This is a genomic window from Sphingobacteruim zhuxiongii (assembly GCF_009557615.1).
Classification (GTDB): Bacteria; Bacteroidota; Bacteroidia; order Sphingobacteriales; family Sphingobacteriaceae; genus Sphingobacterium; species Sphingobacterium zhuxiongii.
The window spans coordinates 681517-697395 of sequence record NZ_CP045652.1 but is presented as its reverse complement, the minus strand read 5'-3'; the positions used below and the strand labels follow the sequence as shown (position 1 = coordinate 697395).

Below are 15879 nucleotides of genomic sequence, written 5' to 3'. Positions count from 1 at the left end.
GATTATTGAGCTCCTTTCATTGATGTAAAATCCCAACTTACTTTTAGCATAAAGTATCTGGAAATCGTATTATATGATTGTTGAGTAAATGAGCTTCCAGATTGTCTACGAGAGAAACCTTTATTCTGCTTGAAGACATCGCTCACATAAAAGTCAACTGCCAGATTCTCTCCTTTTAAGAATTTCTTTTGAATTCCAGGGGTAAATAATAACCGTTCAAACTTCTCAGCGTATGCTTTTGTAGGAGCTTGGTATTCGTAGGTTAATTCCCCATATAACTGAATCTTGCCTGGTAAATAAGCTTTATAACTAGCATCTCCATTTAATACAAAACCTTCTGAGTTTCGGGTAGGTGTGAAACTTGAACGCATAATATTCCAACCAGGTGAGACACCAAAAACGAAGTCTAATCCTTTTGTTGTACTCTTTTCAAGTGCTGTTCGGAAGTTGTAGTTATAACTCGTTGATTTATTCAACTCAAATGGAATAGCATCGTAGTTATTGGACGGCACATCGCGAATCATATTATAAGAATTATTATAATTAGCATTCAGACTAATATCAGCTTTGATTTGATACTTCTTGACGACAGGAAATCCACCGCCCCCCCAAGCGTATCCAGTAATGGCATCTTTCTTTGCGTTATCATACACCATAATTCTAGAACCGTCAGGGAAAACTGTTTCATTTAATTGAATTGCCCCTTTATTCTGCGTAATGCCCGTTCCTAGATACATATAAATCCCCTTCATCATCTCATAGGAGCCTCCATTCACATTAAAGCTATTTGTAACTGAAGGTTTTAAATTTTCATTACCTATTGTTTGATTCATTTGGTCGGTATTCTGACGTAAAGGTTGAAGTTGTGTTAAACCTGGAAGTTGGTTATTCCTTGTGTAGCTAAATCCAATAGATTTAGTTTTTGTAATATTATAACGGATGCGAGCATTGGGATTGTATGTTAAATAGTTTCGATTAAGTTCGCTTGACTCTAAAATATTATTCATCGACATGTCATCATGACGAATCAAATTCGTTAAATTAAAATCTACCTTATCGGATTTGTATGCAAAAGTTAAGTTTGCAGCATTAGATAATGTCCTAACATCAAAGTCATTACTATACAGATCGTCAAAATCAGTATACGCCCCTGTATTATCCTTATTGAAGGAACTCATTATGGAGTGCGACTTCGAATTACTAAAATCATATCCAATAGCCGACCGCCAACGTTTTGATAAAGGCTCTGAATAGACAATTGATGTACGGAAACTATTTGTATTGGATTTAATATCCTTAAATTGATCAACCGTATCCCGTTTCTGCTGTATATGATTATTCAATTCTGATTGTAAGTACAATTCTCCTCTATTCTCATCATTATTTCCATTCAGAGTCAACGCAATTGAACGCCCTTCTTTCTTAAATTTCTTAGTATAATAGGCGTTATAAGTAAGATTTGTTTTATCCGACTCACTTTGCTGTTGACTAAAATTATCAGAAGCTAGCACATTATCTCTTAGGGTCGTTGCATTCATATTGGTTGCGCGTTCTGAATGTGTTCTATCCGCTGAAACCCGTACTGTAAGCGATGTTAATGAATCAATTGCAACATCATATTTTGCATTTATTCTATGCTTGTTAGCATCCGACCGTACCGCATCGTCCTTATTACTATTAATCAAGCCCTGGTTTGTGGCATTCTGCGATAAAGTATTTTCATAAACATCATTCTCAATCTTTGCGTATTTATAACTCGCGTTGAGTTTATGCTTTTTGTCTTTCCAAGCATCCATAACCGAAGCGCCTAGCGAAATCGCCTTCGGATTCCCTTTTCCGTTCCAGTGAGTAAATTCATCACCCCTAGAGAACATATAAAATCCACCATCAGCGTTCATCCCAGACTCCGTATCCGACACATTAAATTTTTCTTGTTCTTCCCAGCTTAGGCTAAATTTCCCGTCCGTTGAAGACATCAGATAAGCCCCAAGCTTAAAACTGCCTTTGAACTTATTGTAGGCTAACTTGCCCATGTAATACTCTCTGTCCCCGTCTAAGCCACCCGCTAGTTCAGCTTTACCAAAAGAACCGTTCTTTGCATCCTCCTTTAATTTCACATTAATCGTTTGAACTCGAGTTCCGTCATCTACACCTGTACGTTCCGCTTGTTCTGATTTCTTTTCATATACCTGAACCTTATCCACCATATCTGAACGTATGTTACGTGTCACTAAGGTTGGGTCATCGCCAAAAAACTCTTCTCCATCCACTAAAACCTTCTCCACGGTTTTGCCTTGCGCTGTTATCTTTCCAGAAGCATCAACCGATATCCCGGGCAATACTTTTAATAAGTCCTCAACCTTTGCATTCTTCTCGGTCACGAAACTAGAAGCATCATATTCCGTCGTATCCCCTTTAATTACTACGGGTATCTTACCTTTTATCAAGACTTCCTCAATCAGATGCGCAGCACTCTGTAGTTCCACTTGACCTAAGTCTACATTTCCTGAGCCCTTTTTAATCGACTGAAAATAATCTCCAAACTTAGGATACGATACAATTAATAAATAGTCTAAACTATCTGGATTGTTAAGCTCAAAATTTCCATTAGCTTTAGCACGAGTAAAGTCAACTAAAATTGAATCTTTTGCTTGGAGCAACATGATCGACGCGTTGGTCAATTTGCTCTTGTCTGATTCGTTGATTATTGATCCAGATATTTTATGTTGTGCAGATGCATTAACAAAAGTCAGAGCAAAGAAAAGGCAGAGAAAGGCGTTGGCTAGTGTTTTCATAAATCAATTAAAAATATTGCTATTCTTTAGGCACTACGAAATTATCACAATTCCGTGAAATAAGTAATCCGAATGAACGATTTAACATTGATTAACAAATAATTAACACGTACTATTCGATTTACAGAACTAATTATAGGTCGTTTACTTGGCCGAAAAGTTACAGATATAGTAAAATTTATTTCACTACCTTTGTAAAAACCATTTGAAATGCAAAAAATCAAAGACTATGTAGAAGCGAATAAGGATCGCTTCTTGGATGAATTATTTGAATTATTGCGCTTTCCCTCTGTAAGTGCAGATCCACAATTTAAAGAAGGTGTCTTAAACACTGCAGAGTTTGTCGCTCAAAAATTAAAAGATGCTGGCGCGGATAACGTTGAAATCTGCCCGACTGCTGGTTATCCGATTGTTTATGGAGAGAAAATCTTCGATCCATCATTACCAACTGTATTAGTTTATGGTCACTACGACGTACAACCAGCCGATCCATTAGAGTTATGGGATACTCCTCCTTTCGAGCCTACTGTTCGCGATGGTAAAATCTATGCACGTGGTGCTGCCGATGATAAAGGCCAATTCTATATGCACGTAAAGGCATTTGAATATATGGTTAAGAACAATGAATTAGCATGTAATATCAAATTCATGATTGAAGGTGAGGAAGAGGTTGGTTCAGCAAATCTTGGCATCTTTGTTAGTGCAAATAAAGAACGTTTAAAAGCAGATGTAATCGTTATTTCAGACACTTCAATGATTAGTCTTGAGACCCCTTCATTGGAAACTGGACTACGTGGTTTATCTTATGTTGAAGTGGAAGTTACTGGTCCTAATCGCGACTTACACTCCGGCGTTTACGGAGGTGCTGTAGCGAATCCAGCTACCATTTTAGCGAAGTTAATTGCATCACTTCATGATGAGAACAACCATATTGCTATCCCTGGATTTTATGACGATGTTGTAGAGCTGACAGACGAAGAACGCAAAGCTTTAAATGCCGCTCCTTTTGACATTGAAGAATACAAAACAGATTTAGGAGTTGCGGAAGTGTGGGGAGAGAAAGGATATACTACTATTGAGCGCACTGGTACTCGTCCAACGTTGGAAGTAAACGGTATCTGGGGTGGATATATTGGTGAGGGTGCAAAGACTGTTTTACCTTCGAAAGCATTTGCTAAAATATCAATGCGTTTAGTTCCTAACCAAAAATCAGAGCGCATTACAAAATTATTCAAAGATCACTTCGAAGGCATTGCTCCAAATTACATCAAAGTGGATGTTAAACCGCATCATGGTGGCGAGCCTGTCGTTACTCCAACAGACAGTATTGCTTACAAAGCGGCTGAGAAAGCTTTAGAAGAAACATTTAATAAAAAGCCTGTTCCTACACGCGGTGGTGGTTCGATTCCAATTGTAGCTTTATTTGAGCAAGAATTAGGAATCAAAACAGTATTACTAGGCTTTGGTTTAGACAGTGACAACTTACACTCTCCAAATGAGAAGTATGGTATCGAAAACTACCTAAAGGGTATAGAGACAATTCCACTTTTTCATAAATATTACGCTGAATTAAGCAAATAACATAAAAATGCTTCACGCTGTGAAGCATTTTTTTTATCTTCGACCAACTGATCAAAGATAATGTTGTTACTTTTAAGAAAAATACATAGACTACTCTACTTCATTTCTGTATTATTCTTTTTTATCCTTTGCTATCCATTGCTCTTCGTGTTGTCGAGAAATCCACATAAGAACTATGCGGCTATTGTTTGGTTTCGCAAATGGATATCTGTTTTAAGCGTACATCTAGTTGGTATTCGTTTCAAAATAAATTACGAAGAGCCGATTGATTGGTCGCAACCTTACATCATCTGCCCAAACCACACTTCTATTCTAGATATTACGGCACTTACCTATCTCTGTCCGCAACAATTCTCATTTATGGGTAAGATTGAACTATTGAAGAATCCGGTAACTAGAATATTCTTTAAATCTATTGACATTCCCGTAAAAAGAGAAAGTAAAATATCCGCATTCAAAGCTTTTAAACGTGGGCTAGAATTACTTCAGGAAAAAAAATCATTAGTTATTTTCCCTGAAGGGGCGATTGAAGAAAAGTATCCGCCGACTCTACATAAATTCAAACCTGGCGCTTTCCGAATGGCGCAAGAAAATCATACCGCAATTTTACCGGTTATCATACATAATGCTTGGAAAATCATGTGGGATGATGGACGTCAATACGGATCAAAACCCGGTCTGATTGAAATAACAATACTAAAACCTATTCATCATTCTGAATTGGAAAACGGCAAAGTAAATGGAATTGAGACGGAAGTATACGAAAAGATGAATAAAGTTTGGATTGAAAACCTAAGCAAATATTGATATTCAAGCAGCAACTGAACTATTTAAAAAACTAATAATCAATTCGTTATATTATTAACAAAAGATTTACACACATTTTACTTGCAATAGTTAAATTAAATATTATTTTTGCGAAAATGTAAAACTTAATTAAAGAGATATGTATTGGACACTTGAATTAGCTTCGCATTTAGAAGACGCTCCATGGCCAGCGACAAAAGATGAATTAATTGACTACGCCATTCGTTCAGGAGCACCTGTTGAAGTGATTGAAAACCTTCAAGCGTTAGAAGACGACGGTGAACCTTACGAGAACATCGAGGAGATCTGGCCAGATTATCCGACAAAAGATGATTTCTTTTTCAACGAAGACGAATATTAACATCATTATAAAAAGCGCCTTTATAAAAAAGGCGCTTTTTATTTAATCCTTTTACCAATAGTAAGGTCAAAGACTCAAAAAATATTTTAAATATGGGAAAGCGATTACTTTTTTTATTAGCTATTTTTCTTCCGATTATATCTTTCGCACAATCTACGGAAGGTTCGCCACGAACTAATGAAAGTGTGGCAATTGCGAAGAATTTCATCAATGATATGGCTGATTTGGATGTAGCGCTTGACGTAATTTTGAGTGAGAAAGTCATTGTTAACAAGCCAAATAATGAGCTATATGACTATCTTGAAGCATCTTTACAAGAAATAAGAATCAATTTATTATCAAAGGATATCGAAGAGATTCAATATAAAAGATTTAATGAACTGCCTCGTAAAGAGGTACGCGATATCGATCCTGAGGGAAAGCTTGTAGAAAATATGATATTCCTTTACTACAAAAACAGGTTGTTGACTTCATTATATGTTGAAGATGGTAAAATTGCCTCTTTTACCCTCGTTTCTAAAGGGAATGAACTAGCACATTTTGTGACCTATTAACAAAACGATATTTTTTTACCAGATTTCTTGCAATTCTCAAAAGTATCTTTGATATTTGTTTAATAACTAATGAAAACAATCGTAGCAAATAAAACTTGGTGGTGGCACAGCATATAATGTTGTGGCAATAACCTATTAGTTTAATTTAGCGAAACAAAAAATAGCGGGCTTGCCTTTTCGGCAAGCCCTTTTTATTGAATTTTATGAAAGAGATACTAGCACATTTATTTGAATACAAGTCCTTTAGCAGAAAGGAAGCCTATGATATCCTAACGAATATTGCAACTGGTAAATATGACAGCCATCAAATTGCCGCTTTTATGACGATATACGGTATGCGAAGCATACGTGTCGAAGAATTAGGTGGATTTAGAGATGCCATGTATGACTTATGCAATAAAGTTGATTTCAATGGCTATGACTTAATTGATATGTGCGGCACAGGTGGCGACGGAAAGAACACCTTCAACATCTCTACTCTGGCATCGTTCATTGTTGCGGGCGCAGGTTACCATGTAGCAAAACACGGTAATGTTGGTGTATCATCCGGTTGTGGGTCTTCCAACGTGATGGAACACCTAGGCTATCAATTTACCAATGATTCGGATACCTTAAAGGGCCAATTGGAGCGGGCGAACATTTGTTTCCTACATGCTCCTCTATTTCATCCTGCAATGAAAACAGTCGCTCCAATCCGACGAGCACTTGCAGTTAAGACATTCTTTAATATGTTAGGTCCATTAACTAATCCAGCCAATCCTAAATTTCAATCCGTAGGTGTCTTTAGTTTGGAATTAGCGCGATTATATGCATATCTGTACCAAGGAACTGACAAACAATATAGTATTATGCATGCCTTAGATGGATACGATGAGATCTCGTTGACAGGAGATTTTAAGATTATTACCAATCAGGGCGAAAACTACTATAATGTTGAAGAGCTTGGGTTTACTCCAGTAAAATCAGAGGCATTAGCTGGTGGAGAAACTGTCGAAGAAGCTGCTAAAATCTTCAAACAGATTATTGAAGGAACAGGTACGGATGAACAAAACAACACGGTATTAACCAATGCAGCATTTGGTATAAAAACTTTCCATCCAGAAAAAAGCTTCGGGGATTGTTTCTACGAGGCTGAATCATCGTTATTAGGATTAAAAGCCCTCAATAGTTTTAAGAAACTGATCAATGGCTAGAGAACTCCTTGTTAAAGTGTGCGGTATGCGAGATCCGGCCAATATTGAAGGACTCGTAAAACTTCCTATAGACTATATCGGACATATCTTTTATGCTAAATCAGCACGTTATGTATCATCAGTTATTGAAACAGAAATTCCGGACGGAATCAAAAAGACTGGTGTTTTTGTCAACGCTACTTTTGACGAAATAAAGGAAAAGATTAAGGAACACAATTTAAAAACTGTTCAGCTGCATGGTGATGAATCGGCCAATTTATGTAGGAATCTAAAAGAATTACACGTAGAAGTCATCAAAGCCTTTGGGATCAGTGATGATTTTGAATGGCAGAGATTGGAAGAGTTTACGGATTTAGTAGATTTTTTCCTATTCGACAGCAAAAGTGACGCTTACGGTGGAACAGGAAAAACCTTCAATTGGGAAAAGTTAAAAAGCTACCCATACGCTAAACCCTATTTTCTTAGCGGAGGATTATCCTTAGATAATATTACAGAAGCAATAAACTTCAAAGATAAATACCTAGTCGGTTTAGACTTAAATTCAAAATTCGAAATATCAGCAGGTTTAAAAGACCTCGACAATATCAGTAAAGCATTGAAAATAATTGAAAATGAGCAAATATCAAGTAAATAGCAAAGGATACTACGGTCCATTTGGTGGAGCATATATCCCAGAAATGCTATACCCGAATGTAGAAGAGCTACAGGAGCAATACTTAAGCATTTTAGAAGATCCTTCCTTTAGAACTGAATTCGAACAATTATTAAAAGACTACGTGGGTCGCCCCTCGCCTCTCTATCGTGCAAATCGTTTGTCAGAAAAATACAATGCAAACATTTTTTTAAAACGCGAGGACTTAAATCATACTGGCGCGCATAAAATCAACAACACCATCGGGCAAATTATTTTAGCCGAGAAGCTAGGTAAGAAGCGTATAATCGCAGAAACAGGAGCTGGCCAACATGGAGTAGCAACAGCTACAGTCTGCGCGCTAAAAGGCTTAGAGTGTGTTGTATACATGGGAGAGATTGATATTAAACGTCAGGCACCTAACGTTGCGCGTATGAAAATGATGGGAGCTACGGTCGTCGCTGCAACTTCTGGAAGCAAAACGCTTAAGGATGCAACCAATGAGGCATTAAGAGATTGGATAAATAACCCTGTCGACACGCATTACATCATTGGCTCAGTCGTTGGCCCTCACCCATATCCAGATATGGTTGCTCGTTTTCAGTCAATTATTTCCGAAGAAACGAAAAAACAACTATTAGAAAAAACAGGCAAAGAGACTCCAGATATCGTAATGGCTTGTGTTGGCGGAGGATCGAATGCTGCAGGTATGTTCTATCATTTCCTAGATGATGAAGATGTACAACTTATTGCTGTAGAAGCTGCGGGACATGGTGTTGAAAGCGGCGAATCTGCTGCTACAACAGTCTTAGGTCACGAAGGCGTTTTGCACGGCAGCCGTTCTATTCTTATGCAAACCGATGACGGTCAGGTTATCGAACCCTATTCTATTTCTGCAGGATTAGATTACCCAGGCATTGGACCACAACATGCTTGGTTATTTAAATCAGGACGTGGAACTTATGTTAGTGCAACGGATGACGAGGCTATGCAGGCTGGATTGCAGTTAACGAAATTAGAAGGAATTATCCCCGCTATTGAAAGTTCCCATGCACTCGCACATCTTGAAAAGATGAATTTTACAGGCAATGAAACCGTCGTAATCTGTTTATCAGGACGCGGTGATAAAGATTTAGATAATTACATGAACTATTTTGGATTTTAAAACCATGCAAATAACAAAGCACGCTAATGGATTACTATCCATTTATTTCACCGCCGGATACCCGCATCTAGATAGTACGATAGAGATTGCGAAAGCCTTAGAAATTGCTGGAGCAGACTTCTTAGAGATAGGATTTCCTTACTCTGACCCCGTTGCTGACGGGCCAACCATACAACACAGCTCAGAGGTCGCTCTCAAAAACGGAATGTCGCTTAAGGTATTATTTGAACAACTTAAAGACTTAAGAAAGCACGTTCAAATTCCCGTATACTTAATGGGCTATGTAAATCCCGTTCTACAATTTGGTGTAGAAGCTTTCTGTAAGGCATGCAAAGAAGTTGGTGTCAATGGTACCATCATTCCTGACTTACCAATGTATGAGTATGAGGAACTATATCAGCACATGTTTGAAGAGAATGGAATCAGTAATATCTTTTTGGTAACCCCTCAAACATCCGAATCAAGAATAAGAAAAATTGATAATCTATCGACGAGTTTTATCTACTTATTGTCTTCGAATGCGACAACTGGAAAACAGTTAGACATCCAAGATCAAGCAAGTAGTTATTTCCAACGCATTAAAGACATGAAGCTAGAGAATCCGATTATAATAGGCTTTGGAATTCATGATAAAGAGACCTTTACAAAGGCGACTAATTTCGCTAATGGCGCAATTGTAGGTACAGCATTTGTAAAATTACTGGCCGAAGAAAACTACTTAAGCCGAATTCCTGAATTCATTAAGTCGATCAAAGGATAAGAAGGCATAAAAAAAGGGGATTTAAAAAATCCCCTTTTTTATTTAGTTAACTCGGTTAAGCACTTTGTTAAATAAAAAAATGACCACACCTGCCGCCAAAGTAAGTCCTCCGACGCCAATAAACAGCAAGCTTGGATGTGCAGCTAATTGTTCCATAATATTATTAGGTTTATACTATTAAGTTAGACGAATATATAATCGCTGTTTCTTTTTCGCAAGTAAAATTTAATATTTTTTACCCACAAATGTTTTAATAGTTTCTATATTTGAAACAAGACATGAGGAAAATAGTAGCCATATTGCTTTTGACGATTTATTCTGTATGCAGTACAGGAGCTACGATTTATATGCATCATTGTGGAAAACGCACATTAATTTCTGTGCTAGATGAGGAAAAAGTATCGCATGATCAATGTCCACTCTGCACTGAACACCATCACAATCAAGAACATAGCGAACAAAACGCGAGCTGTTGTGAAAACAAAGACATGTGTCAAGACGTTCAATTGGAACTGAAAAATGACACCGATCAACAGCAATCATCCTTACAGCAACTATTTAGCTTTACTCCTGCCGTTGTGATCATCCCTTGGATAATTTCTTTTTTGGAACAAAGGCTGGATCAAGATGTTAAATGGAGAAGTAGTGCCGAGGAACTTCAATTCGCCTATGTAGATCCCGTCTACATCTTAAATTGCAATTTTAGAATTTGATTTTTTATTGATATCAATCTAATTTATTCATTAGAAGAATTGTTTCAATATTAAAATCATTATGCATTTATTTAGAATACTACCCTTAATTATATTATTATTTTGCGGGCAAAATTCAGTTGCTCAAAGCAATCTTACGACTATTAGTTTTGAAGTTGCCGGGAATTGCGGCATGTGTAAAAAACGAATTGAGAAAGCTGGAAAAGATGCCGGCGCATCAGCAATCGAATGGAGCATAAACAGTCACCTCGCGACAGTAAAATTAGACACAACTAAAGTAAAAGTAGCACATATTCAAAAGCAAATCGCTGCCATTGGACATGATGCCGGCGAGTTTAAAGCACCAGACGATGTGTACAAAGAACTTCATGAATGCTGTCTTTACGAACGTTTAGGGGCTGAAGAAGATGATCATGAAGGTCATGATCACGCACAATACCAGACTTCAGAAGGTAAAGGTCATGATGAACCACAACATGTCGATGATGATGGCGGACATAATCACGACCATGATCATGAAGTTACAGGAGTTGTCGTTAATGAAAATGACAAGGGGGATCTTAACCCTATAACTGAAGTAACCGTTTATTGGGCAGATGATCCTGCTAAGAAAGTGAAGACAAACGAAAATGGTGTATTCAAAATCACCCATAAAAAGCCATTTCGCCATCTCGTTGTTTCACATGCAGGAATGCAGAGTGATACCGTAGAGGTTAAAAACTTACATGAGATTGTTGTTATTCAAGCGAAAAACAATGTGTTAAAAGAGATCGTTATCTCTAGAAAGCAGAAGTCCAATTACATTTCCAAGCTTACTCCCAACAGAATTGAAACCCTAACTGCAAAAGAACTGTTTAAAGCAGCTTGTTGTGATTTGAGCGAAAGCTTTACCACAACAGCTTCCGTTGACGTTGTTAGCAGTGACGCTGTAACGGGAAGCAAACAAATTCAAATGTTAGGTCTGAGTGGAATTTATACGCAAATTACCGTAGAAAATTTACCTGGACCTCGTGGCTTTTCAGCGCCTTTGGGTTTAAATTCGATTGCAGGAACTTGGATAGAAACCATCAATATTAGTAAAGGAATCGGTTCCGTTGCTAATGGATTTGAAAATATGGCAGGGCAAATCAATGTAGAACTTAAGAAACCCCATAATTCAGACAAGCTATTTTTCAATGCTTATGCGAACAATATGGGGCGGACTGACATCAACTTAAATGCCTCTCACCATATCAATGAAAAGTGGTCGGTTGGCCTCCTTTTACATGACAATTTCATGTATAATAAATCGATGAATTTTAGTGATAATGGTTTCCGCGATATGCCAGTAGGAAATCTGTTCTCAGGGATTAATCGATGGCATTTTGAAAATGGTAAAGGTATCATTGCCCAATTTGGGTTAAAATTCCTTCACGACGACCGCGTTGGCGGGCAAATCGACTTTGACGAAAAAACTGATAAGTACGGAACTGACGTCTACGGACTTGGATTCAAAAACCAACGTATTGAAGGTTTCGGTAAGCTGGGGTATGTATTTCCAACAAATAAACACCGCAGCATCGGTCTTCAACTTTCCGCTTCTCGATTTAAGCAGGAAAGCTTCTTTGGATTACAGGCATATGATAACGAACAAAAATCCCTCTATGCCAATTTGTTGTTTCAAGACATTTTAGGTTCTGTTACCCATAAATACAAGGTTGGTGCGTCTGTTCAGATGGATAAATATGATGAAGATATGGCCAAATATTTAGCCGGACAAACACAATATCGGTACAATTTTGGACGTCAAGAAACAACTACTGGGGTTTTTGCCGAATACACATACAGCCCAACTGAAAAGTTCGACGCGGTTTTAGGTATTCGTCAAGATTACAACAATCTCTACGGCTGGTTTACAACGCCAAGAGCTGTATTACGCTATCAGCCAACGTTAGGTACAACCTTGCGACTTAGCTCAGGAAGAGGCCAACGAACGGCCAATATTTTTGCAGAGAATTTAGGAATATTCGCATCCTCACGCCAAATTAGTAACATGAATGGATTGATCAATGGCGAAAATGCTTACGGTTTAAAACCTGAGGTTTCATGGAACACAGGCTTGACCATCGACCAAAACTTCCAACTATTTGGAAGAGAATCAGGCGTATCGGTTGAATTATTCCACAATCGTTTTCAAAATCAAGTAGTAATCGATTACGAGGATCCATACCAAGTTAGCTTCTACAACTTAGACGGCAAATCATTCTCCAATAGTATTCAAGCTGAATTCCGATTTATGCCATTGCAACATTTCGAAGCACGCATGGCATACCGTCTCCTAGATGTTCAAACAGATTACAACGTAGGAAGATTAGAAAAACCGTTGAATGCTAAGCATCGTGGATTCTTAAATTTAGCTTATAACTTACATTCTGGATGGGCTTTCGACTACACACTGAATATAGTAGGCAAAAAACGATTGCCAAGCACAGCATCTAAACCGGATGCTTACCAAGCCGTTACGCAATCTAAAGGCTATGTCACAATGAACGCACAAGTTAGTCGCACCTTCGGAAAAAATAAAAACTTTGATATCTATGTTGGCGGAGAGAACTTAACGAATTTCTATCAGAAAGATCCAATATTAGCATACAATGATCCTTTCGGTACAAATTTCGACACTAATTTGGTTTGGGGACCAATTACTGGACGAATGTTCTATACTGGAATTCGATATCACATTAAATAAAAAATGGGGCTTAAGCCCCATTTTTTATTTAAATATTGTCTTTAGCTCTTGCTGTAATCGAGCTGTAGGTAGTCCAATGACATTCTCATAAGACCCTACAATCTTATTAATACCTATCCTGCCTATCCATTCCTGGATGCCATAAGATCCGGCCTTATCTAAAGGCTTGTAGCGCTCCACATAGTAATCAATTTCCTCTACTGTTAACGGGTTTAACCAAACGGTAGTTTCTTCGACGAAACTTAGCGAAACATCTCTATAAGCGATAGCCACTGCCGTATATACCGTATGAGGTTTACCCGCGAGGCTGCTGATTACTGATTTTGCTTCCGCAAGATTCGCTGGTTTCCCCAATACTGACCCCTTATCATCAACAACAACTGTATCCGCACAGATTACTAATCGATCGAAATAGCCTTCGCTGTCAAATGCCGACAATTTGTTTTCGGCAATCGATTTCACTATTGAAACAGAATCAAGTGTCGTATCAAAGCTTTCGTCCGTTTCGATGACCTCAACTTCAAACGAAATATCCATGGCAGAAAGCAATTCCTTCCTCCGGGGGGACTTCGACCCTAGTATGACCGAAATATCCTTTAATTTATCCTGTAGCATTAAACGCTTTTAATATGAGTTTGTATCCCCCATTTACCCTGTATTTTTAAGATCTTCTCTAGAACATCCCTAACAACACCGTGTCCCCCCTTAAATGGTGACATATAATGTGCTATTGCCTTTATATCCTCAACTGAATCAACAGGGCAAGCCGCGATCCCTACAACTTGCATAACTTCATAATCTGGCATATCATCGCCTACATACATAAGTTGATCGGGTGTTAAGTTATATTTCGCGAGCAGATCGTTTAATACATCCATCTTTTGACTAACGCCCAAATGAATTTCTTGTATTCCCAAACCTTGTAGTCGCTTCCTAACTCCTTCGGACTTCCCTCCGGAAATAACCCACAAATTCAAACCCATCTTTTCAGCAAGCTGCATGGCATACCCATCCTTGACATAGAATGTTCTTAATTGATCACCTGATTCAGTGACTTGAAGTGTTCCGTCTGTCAGCACACCATCCACATCGAGCACAACTACTTTTATCTGTGAGAACTTTTGAAAGATCATATTTTTAATTTATTCCCAAAATTAGGGAAAGTTTCAGAGTTATTATTATGCAAGATTAATCAAAAAATGCCAAAACATTATTTGTTAAAACACATAAATCAGAGAATTGTCAGAAAGTAGTTGCAAAGGAAACTTTTTTTACTAATCTCTTGGCAGAAATGAATTCTTGCTTTACCTTTGTATCATAATTCGAAGGAATAGTAGAATTATTAGTTAAAATTTGTCTTTTCATAATTTAGGTTTATAATTGGTTAGTATCAAACCCTGGCGCCCATCGTCAGGGTTTATTTTTTACCCTAACTGAAGCACTGCAGCAAATTTGCAATACGTTCTTCATACTAGTTTTCCGAAATAATTGTATTAATATTTAGTCTTGGGAGTAGGTTATAAACAAAAAAAAGACTGTCTTATTAGACAGCCTTCTATGCTTTTATTTTTGAAACAGGCTACTATTTTTTCTCCGGACCATTTGGTCTCGAGATTGAAGTTCTCATATCTGTATCAGCCTGTATATTCTGCATTTTATAGTAATCCATAATTCCCAAATTACCATTTCTAAAAGCTTCAGCCATCGCCAAGGGAACTTGTGATTCCGCTTCAATCACCTTTGCTTTTGCTTCTTGTGCTTTTGCACGCATTTCTTGTTCGGTTGCGACTGCCATTGCACGACGTTCTTCGGCACGCGCATTAGCGACTTTTAAGTCAGCTTCAGCTTGATCGGTTTGCAATTTCGCACCAACATTCTCGCCAATATCAATATCAGCAATATCGATCGAAAGAATTTCAAATGCGGTTCCAGAATCTAATCCTTTTGACAATACTGTCTTTGAAATCTTATCTGGATTTTCTAATACTTCTTTATGATTCATTGCAGAACCGATAGTGGTAACAATACCCTCACCAACACGAGCTAGGATCGTTTCCTCACCCGCACCACCGACTAACTGATTGATATTAGCACGTACGGTTACTCGCGCTTTAGCGATCAATTGAATACCATCTTTAGCAACTGCAGCAACGGGAGGCGTATTAATCACCTGTGGATTTACCGATAATTGTACCGCATCAAATACATCACGACCTGCTAAATCGATCGCTGTTGCCAGCTTAAAGTCTAGAGGAATATTAGCTTTATCAGCAGAGATTAGTGCTTTAATGACCTTATTCACATTTCCACCCGCTAGATAATGGGTTTCTATCTCATTGGATGTAATTTTTAAACCGGCTTTAGTTGAGGTAATCATTGCATTGGTTACTAATGCGGGAGATACTTTTCTTAAACGCATTAATACGAGGTTCAATAAGCTAATTTTTACATTGGATAATTGCGCTGTAAACCAAAGATTAACAGGCAATAAATATAAAAGAAAGAATATCGCTATTACGGCTCCGATAATGATGAGCACAAGTTGAATTGCTGGATCCATTTAATTGTAGATTAATAAAAATTTCAATTTA

General features: G+C 37.8%; 14 protein-coding genes. 10 read left to right on the top strand and 4 right to left on the bottom strand.

Going from position 1 to position 15879, the window contains the following annotated elements; all coding sequences use genetic code 11:
- Positions 1-2: 2 nt before the first annotated feature.
- Entirely contained in the window at positions 3-2795 is a 2793-nt protein-coding gene (locus GFH32_RS02980) for an outer membrane beta-barrel protein (RefSeq protein ID WP_153509663.1), read from the bottom strand.
- Between the two features lie 210 nt (positions 2796-3005).
- Here GFH32_RS02980 and GFH32_RS02975 point away from each other — a divergent pair, with 210 nt between their 5' ends.
- The 10 genes from GFH32_RS02975 (at position 3006) to GFH32_RS02930 (ending at position 13288) form a co-directional block, all read left to right on the top strand.
- Positions 3006-4376 (top strand): dipeptidase, encoded by a 1371-nt coding sequence (locus tag GFH32_RS02975; RefSeq protein ID WP_153509662.1) that lies wholly within the window; start codon positions 3006-3008, stop codon positions 4374-4376.
- A gap of 60 nt (positions 4377-4436) precedes the next feature.
- Complete coding sequence (locus GFH32_RS02970; RefSeq protein WP_153509661.1) at positions 4437-5183, top strand: lysophospholipid acyltransferase family protein; 747 nt, start codon at positions 4437-4439, stop codon at positions 5181-5183.
- Between the two features lie 139 nt (positions 5184-5322).
- Positions 5323-5544 carry a DUF2795 domain-containing protein gene (locus GFH32_RS02965; protein WP_002996718.1) on the top strand — a complete coding sequence of 74 codons (222 nt, stop codon included), beginning with the start codon at positions 5323-5325 and terminating at the stop codon, positions 5542-5544.
- A 92-nt stretch (positions 5545-5636) separates the two neighbouring features.
- The gene (locus tag GFH32_RS02960) at positions 5637-6098 is read left to right on the top strand and encodes a hypothetical protein (protein ID WP_153509660.1); all 462 of its coding nucleotides are present in this window, start codon (positions 5637-5639) and stop codon (positions 6096-6098) included.
- 203 nt (positions 6099-6301) lie between these two features.
- Positions 6302-7291, top strand: coding sequence for an anthranilate phosphoribosyltransferase (gene trpD, locus GFH32_RS02955; RefSeq protein WP_153509659.1), 990 nt, complete (start codon positions 6302-6304; stop codon positions 7289-7291).
- Positions 7284-7925: a phosphoribosylanthranilate isomerase gene (locus GFH32_RS02950; RefSeq protein WP_153509658.1), complete on the top strand. Its 642-nt coding sequence runs from the start codon at positions 7284-7286 to the stop codon at positions 7923-7925. Before trpD ends, GFH32_RS02950 begins: the two co-directional genes overlap by 8 nt.
- Complete coding sequence (trpB, locus tag GFH32_RS02945; protein WP_153509657.1) at positions 7903-9087, top strand: tryptophan synthase subunit beta; 1185 nt, start codon at positions 7903-7905, stop codon at positions 9085-9087. Before GFH32_RS02950 ends, trpB begins: the two co-directional genes overlap by 23 nt.
- 4 nt (positions 9088-9091) lie before the next feature.
- On the top strand, positions 9092-9847 hold the full coding sequence (gene trpA / locus GFH32_RS02940; RefSeq protein ID WP_153509656.1) for a tryptophan synthase subunit alpha: 756 nt from the start codon (positions 9092-9094) through the stop codon (positions 9845-9847).
- 278 nt (positions 9848-10125) lie between these two features.
- Positions 10126-10560 (top strand): hypothetical protein, encoded by a 435-nt coding sequence (locus GFH32_RS02935; RefSeq protein WP_153509655.1) that lies wholly within the window; start codon positions 10126-10128, stop codon positions 10558-10560.
- Between the two features lie 172 nt (positions 10561-10732).
- A complete protein-coding gene (locus GFH32_RS02930; RefSeq protein WP_228384204.1) occupies positions 10733-13288 on the top strand; it encodes a TonB-dependent receptor domain-containing protein in 2556 nt (851 codons plus the stop codon).
- 24 nt (positions 13289-13312) lie between these two features.
- On the opposite strand, the gene GFH32_RS02925 is transcribed toward GFH32_RS02930, so the two are convergent.
- The 3 genes from GFH32_RS02925 to floA all read right to left on the bottom strand — a co-directional run bounded on the left by GFH32_RS02925 (position 13313) and on the right by floA (position 15848).
- Entirely contained in the window at positions 13313-13903 is a 591-nt protein-coding gene (locus GFH32_RS02925) for a Maf family protein (RefSeq protein ID WP_153509653.1), read from the bottom strand.
- Positions 13903-14421 carry a KdsC family phosphatase gene (locus tag GFH32_RS02920; protein WP_153509652.1) on the bottom strand — a complete coding sequence of 173 codons (519 nt, stop codon included), beginning with the start codon at positions 14419-14421 and terminating at the stop codon, positions 13903-13905. Before GFH32_RS02920 ends, GFH32_RS02925 begins: the two co-directional genes overlap by 1 nt.
- A gap of 449 nt (positions 14422-14870) precedes the next feature.
- Positions 14871-15848, bottom strand: a complete 978-nt coding sequence (gene floA, locus GFH32_RS02915) for a flotillin-like protein FloA (RefSeq protein WP_153509651.1) — start codon at positions 15846-15848, stop codon at positions 14871-14873.
- Positions 15849-15879 lie beyond the last annotated feature (31 nt).

Bases quoted from the DNA above. Each gene is read 5' to 3' on its own strand.
- GFH32_RS02975 (WP_153509662.1), top strand. From the start codon at position 3,006: ATGCAAAAAATCAAAGACTATGTAGAAGCGAATAAGGATCGCTTCTTG.
- GFH32_RS02970 (WP_153509661.1), top strand. From the start codon at position 4,437: ATGTTGTTACTTTTAAGAAAAATACATAGACTACTCTACTTCATTTCT.
- GFH32_RS02980 (WP_153509663.1), bottom strand. From the start codon at position 2,795: ATGAAAACACTAGCCAACGCCTTTCTCTGCCTTTTCTTTGCTCTGACT.
- trpB (WP_153509657.1), top strand. From the start codon at position 7,903: ATGAGCAAATATCAAGTAAATAGCAAAGGATACTACGGTCCATTTGGT.
- GFH32_RS02920 (WP_153509652.1), bottom strand. From the start codon at position 14,421: ATGATCTTTCAAAAGTTCTCACAGATAAAAGTAGTTGTGCTCGATGTG.
- GFH32_RS02925 (WP_153509653.1), bottom strand. From the start codon at position 13,903: ATGCTACAGGATAAATTAAAGGATATTTCGGTCATACTAGGGTCGAAG.
- trpD (WP_153509659.1), top strand. From the start codon at position 6,302: ATGAAAGAGATACTAGCACATTTATTTGAATACAAGTCCTTTAGCAGA.
- floA (WP_153509651.1), bottom strand. From the start codon at position 15,848: ATGGATCCAGCAATTCAACTTGTGCTCATCATTATCGGAGCCGTAATA.
- trpA (WP_153509656.1), top strand. From the start codon at position 9,092: ATGCAAATAACAAAGCACGCTAATGGATTACTATCCATTTATTTCACC.
- GFH32_RS02950 (WP_153509658.1), top strand. From the start codon at position 7,284: ATGGCTAGAGAACTCCTTGTTAAAGTGTGCGGTATGCGAGATCCGGCC.
- GFH32_RS02930 (WP_228384204.1), top strand. From the start codon at position 10,733: ATGTGTAAAAAACGAATTGAGAAAGCTGGAAAAGATGCCGGCGCATCA.
- GFH32_RS02965 (WP_002996718.1), top strand. From the start codon at position 5,323: ATGTATTGGACACTTGAATTAGCTTCGCATTTAGAAGACGCTCCATGG.
- GFH32_RS02960 (WP_153509660.1), top strand. From the start codon at position 5,637: ATGGGAAAGCGATTACTTTTTTTATTAGCTATTTTTCTTCCGATTATA.
- GFH32_RS02935 (WP_153509655.1), top strand. From the start codon at position 10,126: ATGAGGAAAATAGTAGCCATATTGCTTTTGACGATTTATTCTGTATGC.